The following is a 19,183-nucleotide window of genomic DNA, read 5'->3' on the forward strand; positions in this document are numbered from 1 at the left end:
CGTTTTTGCGAACGACCCCAAAGATTTCGCGGATGGCTGCTTCTAGGAAATTGGTTTCAGAAAACTGCGGTTCTTGAAAATGGCTTGAAACTGACGTCACTTCGTCTAATCCCCCTTTTGGTTGGCTAATTCCCTCCTTTTTGGAGATCATTATCACCCGAACCTGTTCGGTTGTGAAGGCCCGTTGGAAGCTACCGACAGGAAGAATACTGGATCCTTGGCCTTAAAGTGCGTTACCGAAGATCAGAGCCGGGATGAGGGGAGGAACTTGCGTCCCTCGCTTGTGCCGCGTTGCTTCCTGCCGACAGCGGTGGAATGCCCGGGCTGGGACTCGCCAGGCACTGGCAACAGGACAGATCTTGTCCTCGATGCCGACGATGACCTCGATCCGCGGCAGTGCGCCGGCAAGGCGCCGCGGTTGCCGCTTGCGAGCCCGAGTCTCACGGGCTTCAGGCGCGCCAACGTCCTACGCCGCCTCGGCGATCACCTGCCGCTCTACTGGCGGGCGCTGCTTTACGCCCGCCAGGGCATTGAGCTCGGTCGTTCGACGCTTGCGGATTGGATGGGACCGGCAGACTTCCAGCTACGTCCATTGCATGAGCAGCTCAGGCAACGGAAGCACGACCTCGTCGTCGATGTCCTCCGGGCTGCTAACCGCGTCGGACCGATTATACCTCGCGCGCCAGTGCGAGTTCGACATGGCGACCGACAAAAACCGTCGCACTCCTTACCAGCTCGACGGACTTACGCTCGCTCATCGCTGCTCCGCCAACTTCGGGCTGAGCAACAATTCCTCAACTAGACCGGCATAGGCGTTCATCGCCTCGGTCCGGTCGAATCGCGATGCCGCCTTCACCGCGCGCTTCGCCATGGCGGTAGCGTCGGATCGGGATGCTGCACGGATCGCCTCGGCGAGCAGATCGGCGCGGCCCGGTGTCACGACCCAACCGAGCTCATTCTCCACCACTGTTAACGCGGCCTCGGCCTCCGGTTCAGAGACTAGCACCACCGGACGGCCGATCGCCAGCAGGTTGTAGAAGCGGCTCGGTACCGACACACCCGCGACGTCCTTCCGGTACGGAATGATCCAGAGATTGGCGGACGCCAGAAACGCCTCGAGCTCGGGATCCTCGACGCGCGCCACGAACGAGACATTGGTGAGGTTCGTGGCCGCCTGTAATTGCTTGAGCCGCTCGAAGCCGACACCCCAACCGGAGAGCAGGAAATGGATGTCTGCCTCGTCCTTGAGCAGGCGCGCTGCCTCGAACACGATGTCCGGGTCGTGGGTGAAGCCGAGATTTCCCGATAGGCCGACGACGAAACGCGCGGCGAGCGCCTTGCGGAACGTATTATCCCGACACAGGGGACGCAGGCCGGGCACGAGTGTCGCCCAGTTCGGGATGAAGCGGATCTTGTTCCGCGTCATTCCGGAATAGCTCAGCAGCGGTCCTTCGGCATCGCGGCCGATGGTGATGACGGCATTGAGCGCTCGAAACATCAGGCTGTTGGCGGCGCGCATCGTCCGCGTCACGACTGAGCCGGGTTTCAGTAGGCCCGCCATCACCAGCACCTCGGGAAAGAGGTCATGCATGATAAGCGCTGAGCGTGCGCCCTTCAGCCTTGCCGCTGCCGCTACTGCGTAGGGCAGCATGAATGGTGCGGTGACGGTGAGCACGACATCGCCTCGCCTTAGCTTCCCGATCAAGCTAAAGAACGTGCGCCCCGCGAACAACAGTTCAGAGGTGCCGCGCCGCACTAGCGCCGTTTTCCCCGCCATCCGGTTCTTGATCGCAACTACGCGCGGCCGGCCTGGGCCGGTCTGCGTTGCCGGCAACGCGCCGGGCGAACCGGATAGCACGACGACCTCGTGGCTTGTGGCGAGACGGCAGGCGATCTCTGCCATGATCGCTGCAGTCGTGCTCGGATCCGGTGGATAGTGCTGGCTTGCGACAACGATCTTGCCTTGGGGCTGCATGGTCAGGCCGCGGTCGACCCGAATTCCGGAACCGCATCCTTCAGAACCCTTCTGATGGTCGCGCGATCATCGCACGCAATCGCCTGCTCCAGCGCCACGATCCACTTGCGTAGCGTCTGCATCGGCGGCTCGTTCGGTTGCGCGGCCATGATGCCGGCGACGCCGATCTCGCGGGTCGGCTCCTCGGATGCAAACAGAATCTCGTGCAGGCGCTCACCCGGCCGCATGCCCGTGAACACGATCTCGATGTCGTAGCCGGGCTGAAGGCCCGAGAGGCGGATCATGCGTTCGGCGAGGTCAACGATTTTTACCGGCTGGCCCATATTGAGCACGTAGACCGAGACGTCCGAGTGCACGGCTCCAAGCGCGTGCGTGGCGGCCGTGATGACGAGGTCGCAGGCCTCGCGGATGGTCATGAAATAGCGCACCATGTCTGGATGCGTTACCGTCACGGGACCACCAGCGTCGATCTGGGCCTTGAACTTCGGCACCACGGAGCCGTTCGACGCCAGAACATTGCCGAACCGGACCGAGATCAGCCGCATTGGCGGCTTGCCCCTGCCGCCTCCTACCGAAAGATCACGATCAAGCGCCTGGCAGTACATCTCGGCGAAGCGTTTGGTCAGGCCGAGCATCGACACCGGCTCGATCGCCTTGTCGGTCGAGATCATGACCATGGCTTCCGCACCGGCGGCAAGCGCGGCGTCGGCAACGTTGATCGAGCCGAAGATGTTGGTCTTGACTCCTTCGCTCCAGTCGCGCTCGAGGATCGGCACATGCTTGAGCGCCGCGGCATGGAATACGATGTTCGGCTTGAACTCGGTCATCAGGCGGGTGATGCGCTCGCGGTCCCGAATGTCGGCAATCCGCCCCTCGATTGCAGCAGTCGAGCCGTGTGTGGCGAGCGCTTCCGTAACCGCATAAAGCGCCGGCTCGGAATTCTCCACAATCAGAAGGCGTGCGGCGCCGAAGGCGACCACGCGCTCGCAGATTTCAGAACCGATCGAGCCGCCCCCTCCGGTGACGATCACGGACTTGCCCTTAATCAGGGCTTCAAGCCGCGCGTAGTCGATCTTCTCGCTCGGCCGGAGCAACAGGTCCTCGACCGCAACAGCCATGAGCCGCGGTGTATCGCCGCTCTCTAGCGAAGGCATGCGGTTGACGATCACGCCGAGCTTGCGCGCCCGCATCAGGATCGATTCCGGATGGGCTTCCGGCTCGAATGCCGACGGCGTCATGATGATGCGCGCGATCGCCTTGTTGCGTTTGGAAAAGTCGGCAATGACGTCTTCGACATCGTCGATGCCGCCGAGCACCGGCAGGTTACGGATGAACTGCCCGAGATCGGAGGCCGAAGGAGACACCACGCCAACCGGCCAGATGCGCTTGATCGCCCCGCTTTCGATGCCGCGCAACAGCACCTCGGCATCCGCGGCCCGGCCGATCAGCAGCGTCGGTGCGGCGTCCTCATTCCTCGCGTGACGCCGGACCCGCGTATAGCGGAAATAGCGGTAGGCCATGCGCGCCGCGCTGAGGAAGGCGATCTCGAAGAACCAATAGAGAACGATGGTCACTTTGCCGAGAAAGAAGGCGCCGCGGACGTTTGGAGCGACGAAGATGTAGTCGAGGACCAGCAAGGCAACAGTTAGCATGGTCGAGACACGGATGATATTCAGAGCGTCAGGAAGCGAGATGAAGCGCCACTTCGTAGTGGTCAGGTTGAAGATAAAGAACACGACCACGCTGAAGGCGAGGAAGTAAGGCAGAATCTGGAACAGGAGCGGCAGGCGGTCGAAAAAGCCCTCGCCGCCCTCAAAGCGAATGTAGAAGGCGACGAACAGCGCCGCCGTGGTCGCGAGAAGATCGTGGAGCGCAATCAGGAAATTGCGCAAGGTGAGATGCGAAAAACGCGTCATCCGCCGGCCGATGAAGATCCAGTTAGTTGCAACCTGACCGCGCTGATAGCCCATCTCAACCAGACTTACCAGCCGCGCAGCCGCCCGGGAACCGGCTTCCCCCATCTTCGCGTCGGCCTGTTGTGCCCAGATCACCATGCCGCCCGCTACGTCGACGACGTGCATCCGGCCCTCCGGAAAGTCGAACATATGGCAGTTGAGCAGAGAGGGTAAAGACGTTCTGCACCAGGACCAGCGGCCCGCCCCAGTTGGCCAGCCCATCGCTGCGAATAACATGAAATAGCGCAGGGAGAATGATGATGCCGATAACGCCACATTGGGGCGCAGCGTTCAGCGTCTGACGATGGGGTGCCGATCACCTCGGCAGAGGCCCACTATCCGCTGCCGATCTTCATTTTTTTAATGGCCGCGCGCTAAGTCCGTGCCGCGCCCTGCAGCTTTGGCGAAAAATCCTAGGTACTTGCGCCAGACCCCGGGTCGCGGCTCAAGCGAAGTCGGCTCGTCCCTTCCTTGTAGGCCGTGCTCGCAAAGTTATCGGCGGTCTTGCGCATATGCTACGAGCCTGCCAAGCGGCAGCTGCCCCGGTGATCAGAACGGCGATGCTGCGCCACTTTAATGAAGCAGCACGAACATGGCAAGTATGATGGCCACGGTGACGAGCGCGGTGCGCGGCACCACCACGAAGGCCATATTGACCAGGAAGCTCAGCGCTAGCGCGATGAGCGCGCCGGCGGTTCAGCAGTGCCAAATTGGGCCTTGGGCGCTTTCTCGCGCACAACCTCGGATCGCAAGTGAGGCGCATGCCGATTCGGCAAAACGTGGCATCGATGCGGTTGCGACCAAGCGCTTACATTGTCCATCGACCATGGCGTGCTAGCTCAGCAGTTCGAGAGCTTTGTCCACCACGAGCGAGCCCAACAACATGCCGACGGCTTCGGTCTTGCCCGCCATGCGCGATGAGCTTGAGCACGAAAAACAGCTTGCCCTAGTGATCTAAACGCACCTGACCGAAGAGAGAGAACCGGCACCCAAATAGCCCCTGACCAGCAAGGCCTGCGAAAATTGCAAGCCGACGATCAAGCCGAACAATGCCAACAACGAGTCAAACGCACGCCTCATGAAGGGCCATCTTTTGCAATTGATTGTCCATCGACACTGCGGGCTGCCAGCCCAGCAGTTCACGAGCTTTGATACTGTCCACCACTAACGACCCCAACAACCTGTCTGCGGCTTCAGTCTTGCCTGCCATGTGCGCGACGAGCTTCAGCCACCTAGTTGGTATAGGCATCAATCGAGCCTTCACGTTATAGGCCTTGGCCACTCGCCTCAGTAGATCCGCAGTGGATACATCGTCGCCATCCGATATGAGAAATACCTCGTTGGCGACGCGTGGCGAACGATCGCGGTCCACACACAACGCAATGAAATCGATCAGATTATCCAGCGCCAAAAGCGAACGCCGGTTATTCACTGCGCCCAAGGGCAGCGGTATCCCTTTCCGAACCCACTTCACCATGGAAGCAAAATTGCCCTTCACGCCAGGACCGTAGACCAAGGGCGGGCGGATGATCACCACCTCCATGGTGGTCTCCCGGGCAATGGCCATCAAGCCTTGTTCAGCTTCCATCTTGGAGATGCCGTAAGGATCTCGCGGCGCAGGGGCGGCATCTTCGCGCTGAAATCCGGACTCGCCGTTCACTTTGATAGAGCTGACGAACACAAAGCGCCGGACACCCGCTGCAACGGCCTGTCGGGCCAGATTGAGGGTTCCCTCCACATTGACGCGGCGAAATTCGGAGAGGGGGTCCGCAACTTGATCACGCATCACGTGGACGCGTGCAGCGAGGTGAACGACAGCGTTACAGCCTGATAGGGCGCTATGGAAGTCCGTTTGTGCATTGATTCCGGGAACGAGCATCTCGCCCGAAAGTCCGACACTGCGTCTCACAATCGGAACCGTCCTGTATCCGCGTAACCCCAGCGCCCCAAGCAAGGGCTGTCCGACAAATCCTGTTGCTCCGGTAATCAGGATGTTCACTGTCGTCCGCCTATTGCTTTTGGTGGGGATCAGCCATTAGCCAAATTTTGCCATTGTTTCGATCAACTCCTGCCAGGTAGCAGGAGCATAACCGGTTGCTGTGCGAAAGCGGTTCGAGTCAAGCGAGCGGTCGATCACAAAACTATCGTCGGGAACAATCTCGATCTCCTTGCGATAGATATCAGCCACCAGTCGGAGCAGGTCGAATTTGGCAATGGGGTCCGCGGAAACATGATAGACCCCGCGCAGTTCCGGCCGCGGTAACACGTAGTCGCCGATGACACGCGCCAGCTCCACGGTCGGCAGTCCCGAAAAGATGGCCTTGGTGAACCCTTTGACACTGCCCTCCTGGGACAGAAACCAACCAATCAGAGCATGCGCGCTGTCGAGTTCATGTCCAATGATCGACGTACGCAATGTTATCGCATGCGCGTAATCAACCTCGCCGAGATATTTACTGCGGCCATAGAGATCCTTGGCATCCGACAATTCTTCCTCGCGATAGAGACCTTTGGCCCCGGAGTAGACACAGTCGGTACTGATGTGGACCAATCTCGCCTTAGCAACTTCGCAAATGCGCGCTAGCCGATGCGGCAGTTCCGCATTTATAGGCAAGGCCACCAGTGGATTATTGGCCTGCGCCAACTGCTTGATTAGGCCAATACAATTGATCACGACGTCGGGCCGGACAGCGGAAAAAGCCGAAAGCAAACTATCGACGTTCTCCACGTCCACGCCCGGTAGGATATTTTCATGCAATTCCGGGACAAAGAAACGGCGTATCGCCGCCGAGCGCGCGGTCCCGGTCACCTGAAACTCCGTGGGCCTACCGGCCAGATAGCGGAACACGGTGTTGCCGAGCATACCCGAGACACCGAGCACCATGATCCGTTTGGGCAATGTTGTTGTCATGCTTCCCTCGTCCTCCGGCAAAACGCCGCTGCCTATGGCAGCGCATTTCAGGAAGCTGCCAATCGTGCCACCTTGGTTCTTACCCTGCTAAAGGCGTACACGTTCGCACATTGGCACTGACAGTAGGCTTACGTCTTTGTCAATGCCCTAGATTCGACGGTGATCAGGATCGAACCAAAGTCTAGAGGTAGTTAAATATTGGCTTTTTTCCGTGCGCGCCCCCTGCTGCAACAGGTGAGAGGGCTGGGTCGGTGGCTCGATCTCCGAATAGCGATTTCGCCTTATATGGAAAGTTGTCCGGAGATCATGGGTTATGGCCATCAGGAGTTAGATGAGGTCCTCCGCTGAAAGCGACCGGCGGGGACAAGCGTTATTGGGGGTCAACGTATTGCTATGATCACCGGCGTCACCGGCAGGATGGCGTTCATCTTGCCGAATATCCATTGTCACTCGGGTACGTCGTGGACGGCATCAAATGGCGGTCATCGTCATTTATCACCGCGCACGTGGATCGCCTTTACAAGGATCCACATAGCGGTGATGTGCGGTTCGTGATGCATTATGCGGCCGCAGGTCGTGTTGATCGCGGTGACAAAAGTCGGCGGCATCGTCGCCAATAACGCGCTGCGCGCCGAATTCATCTACGACAACATCGCGATCGTGACGAACGTAATCCAGGCCGCCCGCGTTGAACCGGTGCTGAGAAGCTGATATCACTCCCGCTCAGCGCAAGCTGAGCGCCTGGCGCACGAAGGTCTCGAGATTGCCCGCCCGGAACCGCAACCCGCGGATGCCGGCGGCGCGCGCCGCCTCTAGGTCGCGCTCCTGATCGCCGATCAGCAAGCTCCTATCGGCTGCGACGGGAAAGCGCACCATCAGCTCGGTGATCATGCCTGGTCCGGGCTTGCGCCGGTGGCTGTCGCGACGATAACGCTCGATGGGGGCCTCGGGATGGTCAGGGCAATATTCGAACGCATCGATACGCGCGCCCACCGCCGCGAGATCCTTCGCCATCCAGCGGTGGAGGGCATCTACGTCGCTCTCCTCATAGAAGCCGCGAGCGACACCAGACTGGTTAGTCACGACGAAGGCGAAATAGCCGGCCTCGTTCACGAGCCTGACCGCCTCGCGCGCGCCATCTATCCATCTGAACTTGGCTGCCTCGAAGAGGTAACCTTCATCGTGATTAAGTACGCCATCGCGATCGAAGAAGACGGCCGGGCGCGTTAATGTCGTCGTCATGGGAGCCGCAATAGGTCGTTGCGGCCTTTGTTCACCGGTCCACTGTTGGCTTGTCAAGGGGGCATGCGCATCACCAGGACCGCACCTCACCGCTCGTCCGCAATCACCTTGCCGTCGTTCGGCAGCGAGCCCGCACCGACCAGCTCGACCGCGCCGCCGAGTTTTGTCACCGCGCGTAGTGTCGCCGCAACTTCGTCCAGCAGGGCCTCCGGCCCCGACGCGCATTCGGCCCGGAGCGTCATCGCGTCGGCCTCGCCGGCGCGCGTGACCACGAGGCGCAGCCGGCCGAGCTCGGGATGGCGCTTGCCGATCTCCGCGATCTGCTCGGGGCGGACGAACATGCCCTTCACCTTGGTGGTCTGGTCGGCGCGGCCCATCCAGCCCTTGATGCGCATGTTAGTGCGTCCGCACGGGCTCGCGCCGGGCAGGGCGGCGGTCAGATCGCCGAGCGCCAGGCGGATCCAGGGATGATGCGGATCGAACGAGGTTACCACGATCTCGCCGACATCACCCGGTGCGACGGGGTCGCCGGTGCCGGGCTTGACGATCTCCAGGACCAGATCCTCATTGACCGTCATTCCCTCGCGCGCCGGCGTCTCGAATGCGACCAGGCCGAGATCGGCCGTCCCGAACGCCTGGTAGGCTTCGACGCCGCGCGACTTCATGTCCTCCTGCAGCGATTTAGGAAATGCCGCGCCCGAGACCAAAGCGCGCTTGATCGAGGACACGTCGCGGCCGCCCGCTGCGGCGGCATCGAGCAAGATCTTCAGGAAGTCCGGGGTGCCGCTATAGCCGACCGGGCGATAGGCCTCGATCAGCTCGAATTGTTGCTCGGTGTTGCCCGGGCCCGCCGGGATCACGGCGCAGCCGAGCGCCCGCGCGGAGGCGTCGAAGATGAAGCCGCCGGGGGTGAGGTGATAGCTGAAGGTGTTCAGCACCACGTCACCCTCGCGAAAGCCTGCCGCAAACAGCGCCCGCGCGCCGCGCCAGGGGTCCGTCTGGCGGCCCTCGGGCTCGAAGATCGGTCCGGGCGAGGTGAACAGCCGAGCGAACGAGCCGGGCGCATCAGCCACAAAGCCGCCGAACGGCGGGGCGGCCTTGTGCAGGGCCGGCAATTCCGACTTCCGCAGCACCGGAAGCCCGGCCAGCGTCTCCCGGCTGGTGACGGATGCGGGATCGATGCCCCGCAGCAGGTTCGCATAGGCGGGCGCGGCCATCGCCTTGCGCAGCACCTCCGGCAGCCGGGCGAACAGGGCGGCCTCGCGCTCGGCCGGATCGCGCGTTTCAAGGGCGTCGTAATGGTCGGTCATGGCAGGTCCTTGAGGGGATTTGCGCAGGTGGCGCGCCGGTCCGCCCGTGCTATCAGACGATGAGCGCTGACATTGGGACGGTTCCAGGAAGCACGATGGCTGAGGCAGAGAGCGTTACGGCGGGCGGGGCCGCCGATGTCGTCGCGAGGTTGAAGCGCCGGATCATCGACCAGGCGTTGCCGCTGTGGTCGACCACGGGGTGGGACAGCACGGCTGGCGGCTTCGTCGACCGGCTGCATGCGGACGGTAGCCCCGATCACGCCGCCCCGCGCCGCCTCCTGGTGCAGGCGCGCCAGATCTATTGCTACGCCAAGGCGGCCCAGATGGGCTGGTATCCCGAAGGCCGCGCGATCGCGCTGAAGGGGCTGGATTACCTGCTGGCCAAAGCCAAGGCGCCGGATGGTCGGCCGGGCTTCGTCTTCAGCCTGACGCCGGAAGGCGGCGTGCACGACACGCTGCGCGACACCTACGGCCATGCCTTCGTGCTGCTCGCATTGGCAACCGCCTACGGCCTCGACCAAGACGCCCAGATTCGCGCCGAGATCGGCGCGCTGCTGGCGTTCCTCGACACCCAGCTGCGCTCGCCGCATGGCGGCTTCCAGGAGGGCCTGCCGCCGTCGATGCCGCGCCGACAGAACCCGCAGATGCATCTGTTCGAGGCGATGATCGCGTGCTTCGACGCGACGCACGATTTGTCGTTCCAGAACCGCGCCGGCGAGTTCTTCGCGCTGTTCCTTGCCAACCTCTATGACAAGCAGACGCGTACCCTCAGCGAATATTTCGAGGAGGACTGGTCGAGGATCCCGCCGGTCAGCATCGAGCCGGGGCACCTCGCGGAATGGGTCTGGCTGCTGAAGGGTTTCGAGCGGATCACCGGCTGCCCAACGGGGCGTCCGCGCGGCGAGCTCTTGGCCTCGGCGCTGCGCTATCGCGACGCCACCGGCTGCCTGATCGACGAGGGCGATGCCGAGGGCAATATCCGCCGCCACACCAGGCGACTGTGGCCGCAGAGCGAACTGGCGAAGGCCTGGATCGCGCAGGCTGAATCGGGCGAAGCCGCAGCTGCGGACGAAGCGCGCGCGGCGCTCGTGCTGCTGGAGCGGCACTATCTCAGCCATCCCGTGGCTGGCGGCTGGTACGACCAGTTCGACCGCGACGGCACATCGCTGGTTGCCACGATCCCGGCGTCGTCGTTCTACCATGTGCTCTGCGCGGTTACTGAAGCCGAGCAGGTGCTCGGCTAGAACGGCCTTGCTGGTCTGATGCGTTTTCTGCACGCGAACCGGTCCTCAACTCCGCTCGAAAACGCGCCAAGCCTCAGAGCCAGCGCTTGCGCCGCTTGAAGCTCTTCAGGTTCTTGAAGCTCTTGCGCTGGTCACCGGCGCCGCCGAGGTAGAATTCCTTGACGTCCTCGTTGTCGCGCAGCTCGTCGGCGGAGCCGTCGAGCACCACCTTGCCCTGTTCCATGATGTAGCCATGGCTCGCGACCGAAAGCGCTGCGCGCGCGTTCTGCTCCACCAATAGGATCGTGACGCCGAGATCGCGGTTGATCTCCTTGATGATCGCGAACACTTCCTTGACGAGCAGGGGCGACAATCCCATCGACGGCTCGTCCATCAGGATCATCTTCGGGCGCGCCATCAGCGCGCGGCCGATCGCGAGCATCTGCTGCTCGCCGCCCGAGAGGTAGCCGGCGAGGCCGGTACGCTCCTTCAGGCGCGGGAAATATTTGAACACCATGTCGATGTCGGCGGAAACCTCACCGTCGCGCCGGGTGAAGGCGCCGAGCCGCAAATTCTCCAGCGACGTCATGTCGGCGACGATGCGGCGGCCCTCCATCACCTGGAAGATGCCGCGGCGGACGATCTTGTCCGGATCAATGCCGTTGATGCGTTGGCCCTCGAACAGGATCTCGCCGCGGGTGACCTCGCCGTCCTCGGTCTTGAGCAGGCCGGAGATCGCCTTCAGCGTGGTCGACTTGCCGGCGCCGTTGGCACCGAGCAGCGCCACGATCGCGCCCTTCGGCACCTCGAGGCTGAGGCCGCGCAGCACCAGGATGACGTCGTCATAGACGACCTCAATGTTGTTGACGCTGAGCAGCGGCGGCGGCGGGACGGCCGTCGGCCCTGGGCGGGTGGCTTCGAGGGTTTCGTTCATGGCTCTGGTTCACCCCTTGATGTCATTGCCGGGCTTGACCCGGCATTCCATCGATCGGAAGACGTTTTGTCTTGATGGATGCGCGGGTCGAGCCCGCGCATGACGATTTGTGTGTTCGGTCGGATTACGACCTCACCAGCCAAACCATTCCGGCTTGCGCGGCAGTTCGACGGTCTTCACCTTCTCGAGCTTGATCGTGCCCTTGCCCATCAGGTCGTTGATGTCACCATCGGTCGCACCGGACACCTTGGCGCGATAGAGATCGACCTTCGTCGTCGGGCGGTGATCCTTCTCGGTCCAGCTCGAGGGATTGCAGACGCCGTCCATGCCGGCTGGCACCCAGTCCTTCTTCTGGTAGAAGCCCTTGGCGACGTTCTCGCCGGTGGCGCCGCCGTTCTTGGCGGCCCAATCCAGCGCTTCCTTCATGTAGAGCGCGCTGCAGACCGCGGCGATGTAGTGTACCGGGCGATAGACCTTGCCCGACGGATCGGACATCTTCGAAATCTCCATCACCGTCTTCATGCCGGGCGCATTGCCGCCCCAGCCGACCGCCGTACGCAGCGGGAAGATCACGCCGTCGGCGGCGTCGCCTGCGGTCTTGGCGGCGTTCTCATCCATGCCCCAGACGTTGCTGAGGAACTGGACGTCGACGCCGGCAGTCTTGCAGGCCTTCATCACCGAGATGTTCGAGGCCGCGGTGTTGCCGAGATAGGCGTAGTTGGCGCCGGAGCTCTTCAGGCTCAGGCACTGCGCCGAGTAGTCGCCGGGGGTGAGTGCGAAGACGAGCGGCGGCAGCACTTCGAAGCCGAGCTCGGTTGCGAGCGCCTCGCCGGCGGCCTTCGGCGCGTTCGGATATGGATGGTTGGCGCCCATATGGACGAATTTGGGCTTGCCGGGCTTGCCCTTGGCCTTCCAGTCCTCGGCGGCCCAGGTCAGCTCGGCGCGCAGCGCGTCCGAATAGCTCGGGCCGTAGAAGAAATTGTACGGCGCCGGCTTGGCCTTGCCGCTGGTGCCCTCGGGATCGGTCAGCGCGGCGGCATAGGAGCCGGACATGTCGGGGATCTTGTCCTGCGCGAGGAAGCCGGTCAGCGCCTCGGTGTCCGCCGTGCCCCAGCCCATGATCGCCGCGACCTTGCCGTCGGGCGCCGACCACTTCTTGTACAGCGCGATCGCGCGCGGCACTTGGTAGCCATAGTCGTTGCTGTCGACGCTGAGCTGCTTGCCGCCGACACCACCGTTCTTGTTGACCCAGGCGAAGGTATCGACGACGCCCTGACCATAGGGCGTGCCGACGTCGGAGGTACCGCCCGAGAGGTCCTGCAGATGGCCGATGGCGATCTGGGCCTGTGCGGTGGCGGCCGCGCTGCTCATCAGCAGCGCGAGGGAGACCGAGCTCAAAAGGGATCTAATCGTCATTGTTGCTTCCTCCTGCTTATTCGTTGAACCGAATTTGAGTTGCTCGATGCGTCAGTGCGAGAACGGATAAAGCTTCCAGTAGGCCTTGATCTGGCGCCAGCGGTGCGCGAGCCCGTCCGGCTCGAACATCAGAAAGCCGATGATGATCAGGCCGATCGCGATCTCGCGCAGGAAGGTGATGTTGTTGTTGAGCTGCAACGCCTTGTCGATGGCGCCGCCCTTCAGCCACGCGCTCAGCCATTCCATCGATTCCGGCAGCAGCACCACGAAGGCGGTGCCCATCAGCGTGCCCATCACCGAACCGGTCCCGCCGATGATGACCATCGCGAGGAACAGCACCGAGCGCTCGATGCCAAAACCTTCCTGGGAGACCACGAGCTGATAATGCGCGTAGAGCGCGCCCGCGATGCCGGCAAAGAAGGCGGCCAACCCGAACGACAGCGTCCGGTATTTGGTGAGGTTGATGCCCATGATCTCGGCGGAGAGATAGTGGTCGCGGATCGCAACCAGCGCGCGCCCGTCGCGGGTGCGCATCAGATTGGTCACGAGCAGATAGCTGACCACCATGTAGGCGAGCACGACATAGAAATACTGCCGGTCGCCGCGCAGCGTGTAGCCGAAGATCGAGAACGGGTTGGCGCTGGCCGGCACCGAGCCGCCCGAGAACCATTCGGCGCGCGAGAAGAAATCGAGCAGGATGTACTGCGCGGCGAGCGTCGCGATGACGAGGTAGAGGCCCTTCAGCCGCGCCGCCGGCACGCCGAAGATCAGGCCGACCAGCGCCGTGATCACGCCGGCGAGGGGGATCGCGAAGAACACCGGGATCGGCGCGTTGTTGGAGATGTAGGCCGAGGTGAATGCGCCGAACAAAAAGAACGCGGCGTGGCCGATCGAGATCTGGCCGGTGAAGCCGACCAGGACGTTGAGGCCGAGCGCTGCGATCGCGAAGATGCCGATCTGGATAGCGATCGAGAGCAGGTAGTTGGACAGCAGCATCGGTGCGAAACAGGCGAGAACGATGCCGAGAATCGCAACATTGCGGCTGGTCGCGGTCGGGAAGATCGTGGTGTCGGACGCGTAGCTGGTGCGGAAATCGCCTGACGGGATGAGGGTGCTCGTTGCCATGGGGCTCTATTGTGCTCCCTGCCGGGGTAAAGTCATCGTCACGCGCCTTTTTGTCTGGGCATGATCGTTTCCAAAAACCGGTTTCCACTTTTCGGCGATCATGCCTAGACCCGCTCAATGTCCTTGGTACCGAACAGCCCGTACGGCTTGATCATCAGGATGATGATCAGGACGTAGAACGGCGCGATTTCGTAGAGATTGCCCCAGTGCAGATACTCGCTGTCGACATACTGGGCGACGTTCTCGAGCAGCCCGATGATGATGCCGCCGAGCACGGCGCCGCCGACCGAGTCGAGCCCGCCGAGGATCGCAGCCGGAAACACCTTGATGCCGTAGGCGGAGAGACCGGACGACACGCCGTTGACCACGGCGACCACGACGCCGGCAACCGCCGAGACCGTGGCCGAGATCGCCCAGGCCATCGCGAACACGCTCTTCACGGAGATGCCGAGCGATTGCGCGACCTGCTGGTTGAAGGCGGTGGCCCGCATCGCCAGGCCATATTTGGAGGCGCGGAAGAACCAGGCCATGCCGACCATCATGGCGAGCGAGACCACGAGGCTCATGACATAGACGGTCTGGATCTGCAGCCCGAACAGGCTGGCCGACTGGCTCTGGAACGCGCGCGGGAAAGGCTGCGGGTTGACGCCGAAGATCCATTTCAGCGCCGCCTGGAACACGGTCGAGAGGCCAATCGTCACCATGATTACAGAAATGATCGGCTCGCCGATCATCGGACGCAGGATCACGACCTGGATCGCGATGCCGAAAATGAACATGAACACCAGCGTGATCGGCATGCCGATCCAGAACGGCACTTGGTACTTCGTCAGCAGCGCCCAGCACACCCAGGCGCCGACCAGGAGCAGTTCGCCCTGCGCGAAATTCACGACCTGCGTCGCCTTGTAGATCAGCACAAACGACATCGCGACCACGCCATAGAGCGTGCCGACCACGAGGCCGTTGACGATCAGCTGGATCAGGAACTGGGTGTTCATGGGGCGTGGTCGCTCCGAACGGCGGCGCCAGCACCCTCTCCCTTTGTGGGAGAGGGTGGCTTCGCAAAGCGAAGCCGGGTGGGGGGGTCTCCGCATCGGGATCGTGGGGAGGGAACCCCTCACCCAAGCGAGTTCCTGTCGGCCAATGGCGTAGCCCTCTCCCACAAGGGGAGAGGGCACATTCATGCGCACCGCGCTCTGGTCCCGCAGCACAGTCATTCCGCGGCCTCCGCGATCGCCGGGCGGTTGAGGTCGACGACCTCGAGCGTGGTGCGGACGCGCTGCGTGGTGCCGTCCTGGAAGCGGATCACGGTGTCGACCGGGATGCTGGCCTTGCCGCGGTAGATCGCCTCGATGATATCTGCGTATTTCTCGTTGATCACGCCGCGGCGGACCTTCCGGGTCCGCGTCAGCTCGCCGTCGTCGGCATCGAGCTCCTTGTACAGCAGCAGGAAGCGCGAGATGCGCTGCGCCGGCGGCAGGGTGGCGTTGACGGTCTCGACCTCTTTCTTCAACAGCGCATAGACTTCGGGCCGCGAGGACAGGTCGGTGTAGGTCGTGAACGAGATCCGGTTCTTCTCCGCCCATTTCGAGATGATCGAGTAGCGGATGCAGATCATCGCGGCGAGCGCGTCGCGGCCGGCGCCGAGCACGACGGCTTCGGCGACATAGGGCGAGAACTTCAGCTTGTTCTCGATATATTGCGGCGAGAAGCGTTCGCCGCGCGAGGTCTCGGCGAGGTCCTTGATGCGGTCGATCACCACGAGCTGCCGGTTGTCGTTATAGTAGCCGGCGTCGCCCGAATGCATCCAGCCGTCCTTGATGTCGGCGACCGAAGCGTCGGGGTTCTTGTAGTAGCCGTGGAACATGTTCGGATGCCGCACCACGATCTCGCCGACGCCGTTGACGTCGGCATTGTCGATGCGGATCTCGATGTTATCGGCCATCGGAACGCCTGTCGTGTCGGGATCGACCTTACCCTCGGGATGCAGCGTGTAGGCGCCGAGCAGCTCGGTCTGGCCGTACAGCGTGCGCAGCGGCACGCCCATCGCCTGGAAGAACTTGAATGTATCTGGCCCGAGCGCCGCGCCGCCGGTCGCCGCCGAACGCAGCCGGGTGAAGCCGAGCCGGTCGCGCAGCGCGCGGAACAGGATCTGGTCGGCGAACACAGAGCGCTTGCCTTCGGCGAGCGCCGCAAGCCCGGTCTTCATGCCTAGATCGTAGAGCCGCTGCTTGAACGGCGAGGCGTCCATCACGCCGGCACGGACGTCGGCCGCGATCGATTCCCAGACGCGCGGCGCGAACAGCACGAAGGTCGGCGCGATCTCGCGGAAGTCGTGCATCATGGTGTCGGGCTCTTCGACGAAGTTGACCTTCATCCGGGAGAGCAGCGCTTTGCCCAGCGCGTAGATCTGTTCCATGATCCAGGGCAGCGGCAGCACCGAGACGTATTCGTCGTCCGGCCCCTTCGGATCGAAGGAAAGATAGGTCGCGCAGTGCCGCAGCACGCGCCCGGCCGAGAGCATTGCGAGCTTCGGATTGGCCGTCGTGCCCGAGGTCGTGCAGAGGATCGCGACGTCGTCGCCGCGTGTGGCGTCGACCAGCCGCTCATAAAGCCCAGGCTCGCGCGCGGCGCGATCGCGGCCCAAAGCCACGAGCTTGCTCGCTTCCATCAATCGCGGATCGTCATATTTGCGCATGCCGCGCGGATCGGAATAGACGATGTGCTTGAGATTGGGGACCCGGTCGGCAAGGCCGAGCAGCTTGTCGACCTGTTCCTCGTCCTCGGCGAAGACCAGCTTGGCCTCGCCATAGGTCAGGAGATAGGCAGCTTCCTCGTCCAACACGTCGCGATAAAGCCCGAGGCTCATCGCGCCGATCGCGTGGGCCGCGATCTCGGCCGCGACCCAGTCCGGCCGGTTGTCGCCGATGATACCGATCACGTCGCCGCGGCCGAGGCCGAGCTCGACCATGCCGAGCGCGAAATCATGGGTGCGGGTCTGATAGTCGTTCCAGGTGAATTCGCGCCATAGCCCGAAATCCTTCTCGCGCAGCGCGATCTCCTTGCCGTGCTCCTTGGCGTTGAGGCGCAGCATCTTGGGGAAGGTGTCGGCCTGCGCGGCGCGACCGGCATAGTCCATCATGCCGCGCTCTCCCGCACGGCGGGCTTGTCGTCGGGGTCGACCAGCACCTCGTCCTCTTCACCGAGATAGGCGCGCTTGACGTGGGGATCGGCGAGCACGGTGGCCGGATCGCCCTCGGCGATCTTGCGGCCGAAATCGAGCACCATGACGCGGTGGGAGATGTCCATCACGACGCCCATGTCGTGCTCGATCATCATCACCGTCATGCCGAACTCTTCGTTGAGATCGACGATGTAGCGCGCCATGTCCTCCTTCTCTTCGAAGTTCATGCCGGCCATCGGCTCGTCGAGCAGGATCAGTTGCGGCTCGAGCGCCATCGCGCGGGCGAGCTCGACCCGCTTGCGCAGGCCATAGGGCAGGGTGCCGGCGGTAGCCTTGCGCACCGACTGCAGATCGAGGAAGTCGATGATCTCCTCGACCTTGCGGCGGTGCTCCAGCTCCTCGCGGCGCGCGCCGGTCAGCCAGTACAGCGAGCCCGTGATGAAGTTGTTCTTCAGGAGGTGATGGCGGCCGACCATGATGTTGTCGAGCACGCTCATGTGGTGGAACAGCGCCAGATTCTGGAAGGTCCGGCCGATGCCGAGGCGGGGCCGCGCGTTCGGGGTGAGGCCGGTGATGTCCTGGCCGCGATAGAACAGCTGGCCTTCGGTCGGCCGGTAGCGGCCGGAGATGCAGTTGACGATCGAGGTCTTGCCGGCGCCGTTCGGGCCGATGATCGAGAACAGCTCGCCTTCGTTGACGCCGAAGCTCACTTCGGTCAGCGCGCGGACGCCGCCAAAGCGCAATGAGACTCCGCGCACCTCGAGACTGTTAGCCACCCTGTTCCCTCCAGATACGGGCGCTTTGGCGCGCTCTTTATATCTTTCGCTTCGATCTCGGTTCGATCTTACATGGGGCGCCGAAGGAAACCATCCGACTAATGATGCCGGCGTCCGGGAGCAATTGCTCGCCCGATCGCCTGCGTCATGCGCGGTAACGCCGCACCCCGCCTGCAAGCCCGTCTCGCGTCGTCCGCCTTCAGCGATCCATCGAAGCGCTGCGCCGCGCGGCGTTACGCGAGGTGGCTCTGAGTACGGGAAAGCGATAGGTTGAATTGTCATGTGCCCGACATTTGGTCAGGAATTTTCGCTGGCATTCCAGGCCTCGGGTCACCTGGCTTCGCGCACGGCGTTGCTGCGGTGCAATATCTTGGGTGGGATGCCGTCGCTAGAATGATTGCTGCTGATTACCTGAAGCGCATCGCGGCCTGGTCGCGCGAGCTGACCGAGCAAGAAATCGAGATCGCGCGCGCCGGCATTTCCGAGAAGTCGTACCGCGCCAACGAATTCATCTTCATGCGCGGCGACAACTTCCAGTACTGGACCGGCATCGTCACCGGGCTGGCGCGGATGGGCATCGTCTCGCGCGGCGGCAAGGCGGCGAGTTTCGCGGGCCTCACTGCGGGCGCCTGGTTCGGCGAGGGGACGGTGCTCAAGAACGAGGCGCGGCGCTATGACGTGGTCGCGCTGCGCGACACAAGGCTGGCAATGATGGATCGCCGGACCTTTGTCTGGCTGTTCGAGAACAGCGTCGGCTTCAACCGCTTTTTGGTGGGGTCACTCAATGAGCGGCTCGGCCAGTTCATCGCGCTGCTCGAATATGGCCGCACGCTGGATGCCACCGCGCGGCTGGCGCGCTCGATCGCCTCGCTGTTCAACCCGATTCTCTATCCCGACCTCACTTTGCACCTGGAGATCACCCAGGAGGAGATCGGGGCGCTGTCGGGAATCTCCCGGCAGAATGCGAATCAGTGTCTGAAGCGGCTGGAACGCGAGGGGCTGTTGCGGCTCGAATATGGCGGGGTGACTATCATCAACCTCGACCGGTTGCGCCATTACGGCGAATGAGGTGCTCCGGGCCGGATTTAGCCATTTTTGGAGGCTTCCAAGCCCAGATTCAAGCAATTGTGCC

General features: G+C 62.8%; 15 protein-coding genes and 2 pseudogenes. 5 read left to right on the forward strand and 12 right to left on the reverse strand.

Features of this window, described 5'->3' with window-relative positions:
* Positions 1-310: 310 nt before the first annotated feature.
* Positions 311-802: an IS66 family transposase gene (locus tag AKN84_RS50760; protein ID WP_430649927.1), complete on the forward strand. Its 492-nt coding sequence runs from the start codon at positions 311-313 to the stop codon at positions 800-802.
* Here the strand turns inward: AKN84_RS50760 and AKN84_RS24360 are convergent.
* The 4 genes from AKN84_RS24360 to AKN84_RS24375 all read right to left on the reverse strand — a co-directional run bounded on the left by AKN84_RS24360 (position 755) and on the right by AKN84_RS24375 (position 6,841).
* The gene (locus tag AKN84_RS24360; protein WP_050423134.1) at positions 755-1,975 is read right to left on the reverse strand and encodes a glycosyltransferase family 4 protein; all 1,221 of its coding nucleotides are present in this window, start codon (positions 1,973-1,975) and stop codon (positions 755-757) included. The two genes, AKN84_RS50760 and AKN84_RS24360, sit on opposite strands and share 48 nt — an antisense overlap.
* Before the next feature lie 2 nt (positions 1,976-1,977).
* A complete protein-coding gene (locus AKN84_RS24365; protein WP_050423199.1) occupies positions 1,978-3,891 on the reverse strand; it encodes a nucleoside-diphosphate sugar epimerase/dehydratase in 1,914 nt (637 codons plus the stop codon).
* A gap of 1,102 nt (positions 3,892-4,993) precedes the next feature.
* On the reverse strand, positions 4,994-5,929 hold the full coding sequence (locus AKN84_RS24370; protein WP_050423135.1) for a UDP-glucose 4-epimerase family protein: 936 nt from the start codon (positions 5,927-5,929) through the stop codon (positions 4,994-4,996).
* A 36-nt stretch (positions 5,930-5,965) separates the two neighbouring features.
* A complete protein-coding gene (locus tag AKN84_RS24375) occupies positions 5,966-6,841 on the reverse strand; it encodes a dTDP-4-dehydrorhamnose reductase family protein (RefSeq protein WP_050423136.1) in 876 nt (291 codons plus the stop codon).
* Between the two features lie 393 nt (positions 6,842-7,234).
* On the opposite strand from AKN84_RS24375, the pseudogene AKN84_RS45950 reads away from it, so the two are divergent.
* Both AKN84_RS45950 and AKN84_RS45955 read left to right on the forward strand, forming a co-directional pair.
* A pseudogene (locus AKN84_RS45950) lies at positions 7,235-7,404 on the forward strand (GDP-mannose 4,6-dehydratase); the annotation flags it as partial.
* Positions 7,403-7,560 (forward strand): annotated as a pseudogene (locus tag AKN84_RS45955) (NAD-dependent epimerase/dehydratase family protein); the annotation flags it as partial. The pseudogenes AKN84_RS45950 and AKN84_RS45955, both read left to right, overlap by 2 nt.
* A gap of 4 nt (positions 7,561-7,564) precedes the next feature.
* On the opposite strand, the gene AKN84_RS24380 reads toward AKN84_RS45955, so the two are convergent.
* Positions 7,565-8,083 (reverse strand): D-glycero-alpha-D-manno-heptose-1,7-bisphosphate 7-phosphatase, encoded by a 519-nt coding sequence (locus AKN84_RS24380; RefSeq protein ID WP_050423137.1) that lies wholly within the window; start codon positions 8,081-8,083, stop codon positions 7,565-7,567.
* A gap of 86 nt (positions 8,084-8,169) precedes the next feature.
* Complete coding sequence (locus tag AKN84_RS24385) at positions 8,170-9,393, reverse strand: phenylacetate--CoA ligase family protein (RefSeq protein WP_050423138.1); 1,224 nt, start codon at positions 9,391-9,393, stop codon at positions 8,170-8,172.
* A gap of 95 nt (positions 9,394-9,488) precedes the next feature.
* Between AKN84_RS24385 and AKN84_RS24390 the strand changes: the two genes are divergently transcribed.
* Positions 9,489-10,637 (forward strand): AGE family epimerase/isomerase, encoded by a 1,149-nt coding sequence (locus AKN84_RS24390; protein WP_050423139.1) that lies wholly within the window; start codon positions 9,489-9,491, stop codon positions 10,635-10,637.
* 73 nt (positions 10,638-10,710) lie between these two features.
* On the opposite strand, the gene AKN84_RS24395 is transcribed toward AKN84_RS24390, so the two are convergent.
* From AKN84_RS24395 to AKN84_RS24420, 6 genes are all read right to left on the reverse strand, one after another.
* Positions 10,711-11,550: an ABC transporter ATP-binding protein gene (locus AKN84_RS24395; RefSeq protein WP_029084718.1), complete on the reverse strand. Its 840-nt coding sequence runs from the start codon at positions 11,548-11,550 to the stop codon at positions 10,711-10,713.
* 132 nt (positions 11,551-11,682) lie between these two features.
* Positions 11,683-12,966, reverse strand: coding sequence for an ABC transporter substrate-binding protein (locus tag AKN84_RS24400; RefSeq protein WP_050423141.1), 1,284 nt, complete (start codon positions 12,964-12,966; stop codon positions 11,683-11,685).
* A 51-nt stretch (positions 12,967-13,017) separates the two neighbouring features.
* Positions 13,018-14,091, reverse strand: a complete 1,074-nt coding sequence (locus AKN84_RS24405) for a branched-chain amino acid ABC transporter permease (protein ID WP_050423142.1) — start codon at positions 14,089-14,091, stop codon at positions 13,018-13,020.
* Positions 14,092-14,195: 104 nt separating this feature from the next.
* Positions 14,196-15,089: a branched-chain amino acid ABC transporter permease gene (locus AKN84_RS24410; protein ID WP_050423143.1), complete on the reverse strand. Its 894-nt coding sequence runs from the start codon at positions 15,087-15,089 to the stop codon at positions 14,196-14,198.
* 215 nt (positions 15,090-15,304) lie between these two features.
* The gene (locus AKN84_RS24415) at positions 15,305-17,233 is read right to left on the reverse strand and encodes a long-chain fatty acid--CoA ligase (protein WP_050423144.1); all 1,929 of its coding nucleotides are present in this window, start codon (positions 17,231-17,233) and stop codon (positions 15,305-15,307) included.
* Positions 17,230-18,051: an ABC transporter ATP-binding protein gene (locus AKN84_RS24420; RefSeq protein ID WP_050423145.1), complete on the reverse strand. Its 822-nt coding sequence runs from the start codon at positions 18,049-18,051 to the stop codon at positions 17,230-17,232. Before AKN84_RS24420 ends, AKN84_RS24415 begins: the two co-directional genes overlap by 4 nt.
* A gap of 393 nt (positions 18,052-18,444) precedes the next feature.
* On the opposite strand from AKN84_RS24420, the gene AKN84_RS24425 reads away from it, so the two are divergent.
* Entirely contained in the window at positions 18,445-19,119 is a 675-nt protein-coding gene (locus tag AKN84_RS24425) for a Crp/Fnr family transcriptional regulator (protein WP_050423146.1), read from the forward strand.
* Positions 19,120-19,183 lie beyond the last annotated feature (64 nt).

It is taken from the genome of Bradyrhizobium tropiciagri (assembly GCF_001189845.1).
GTDB classification, from domain to species: Bacteria; Pseudomonadota; Alphaproteobacteria; order Rhizobiales; family Xanthobacteraceae; genus Bradyrhizobium; species Bradyrhizobium tropiciagri.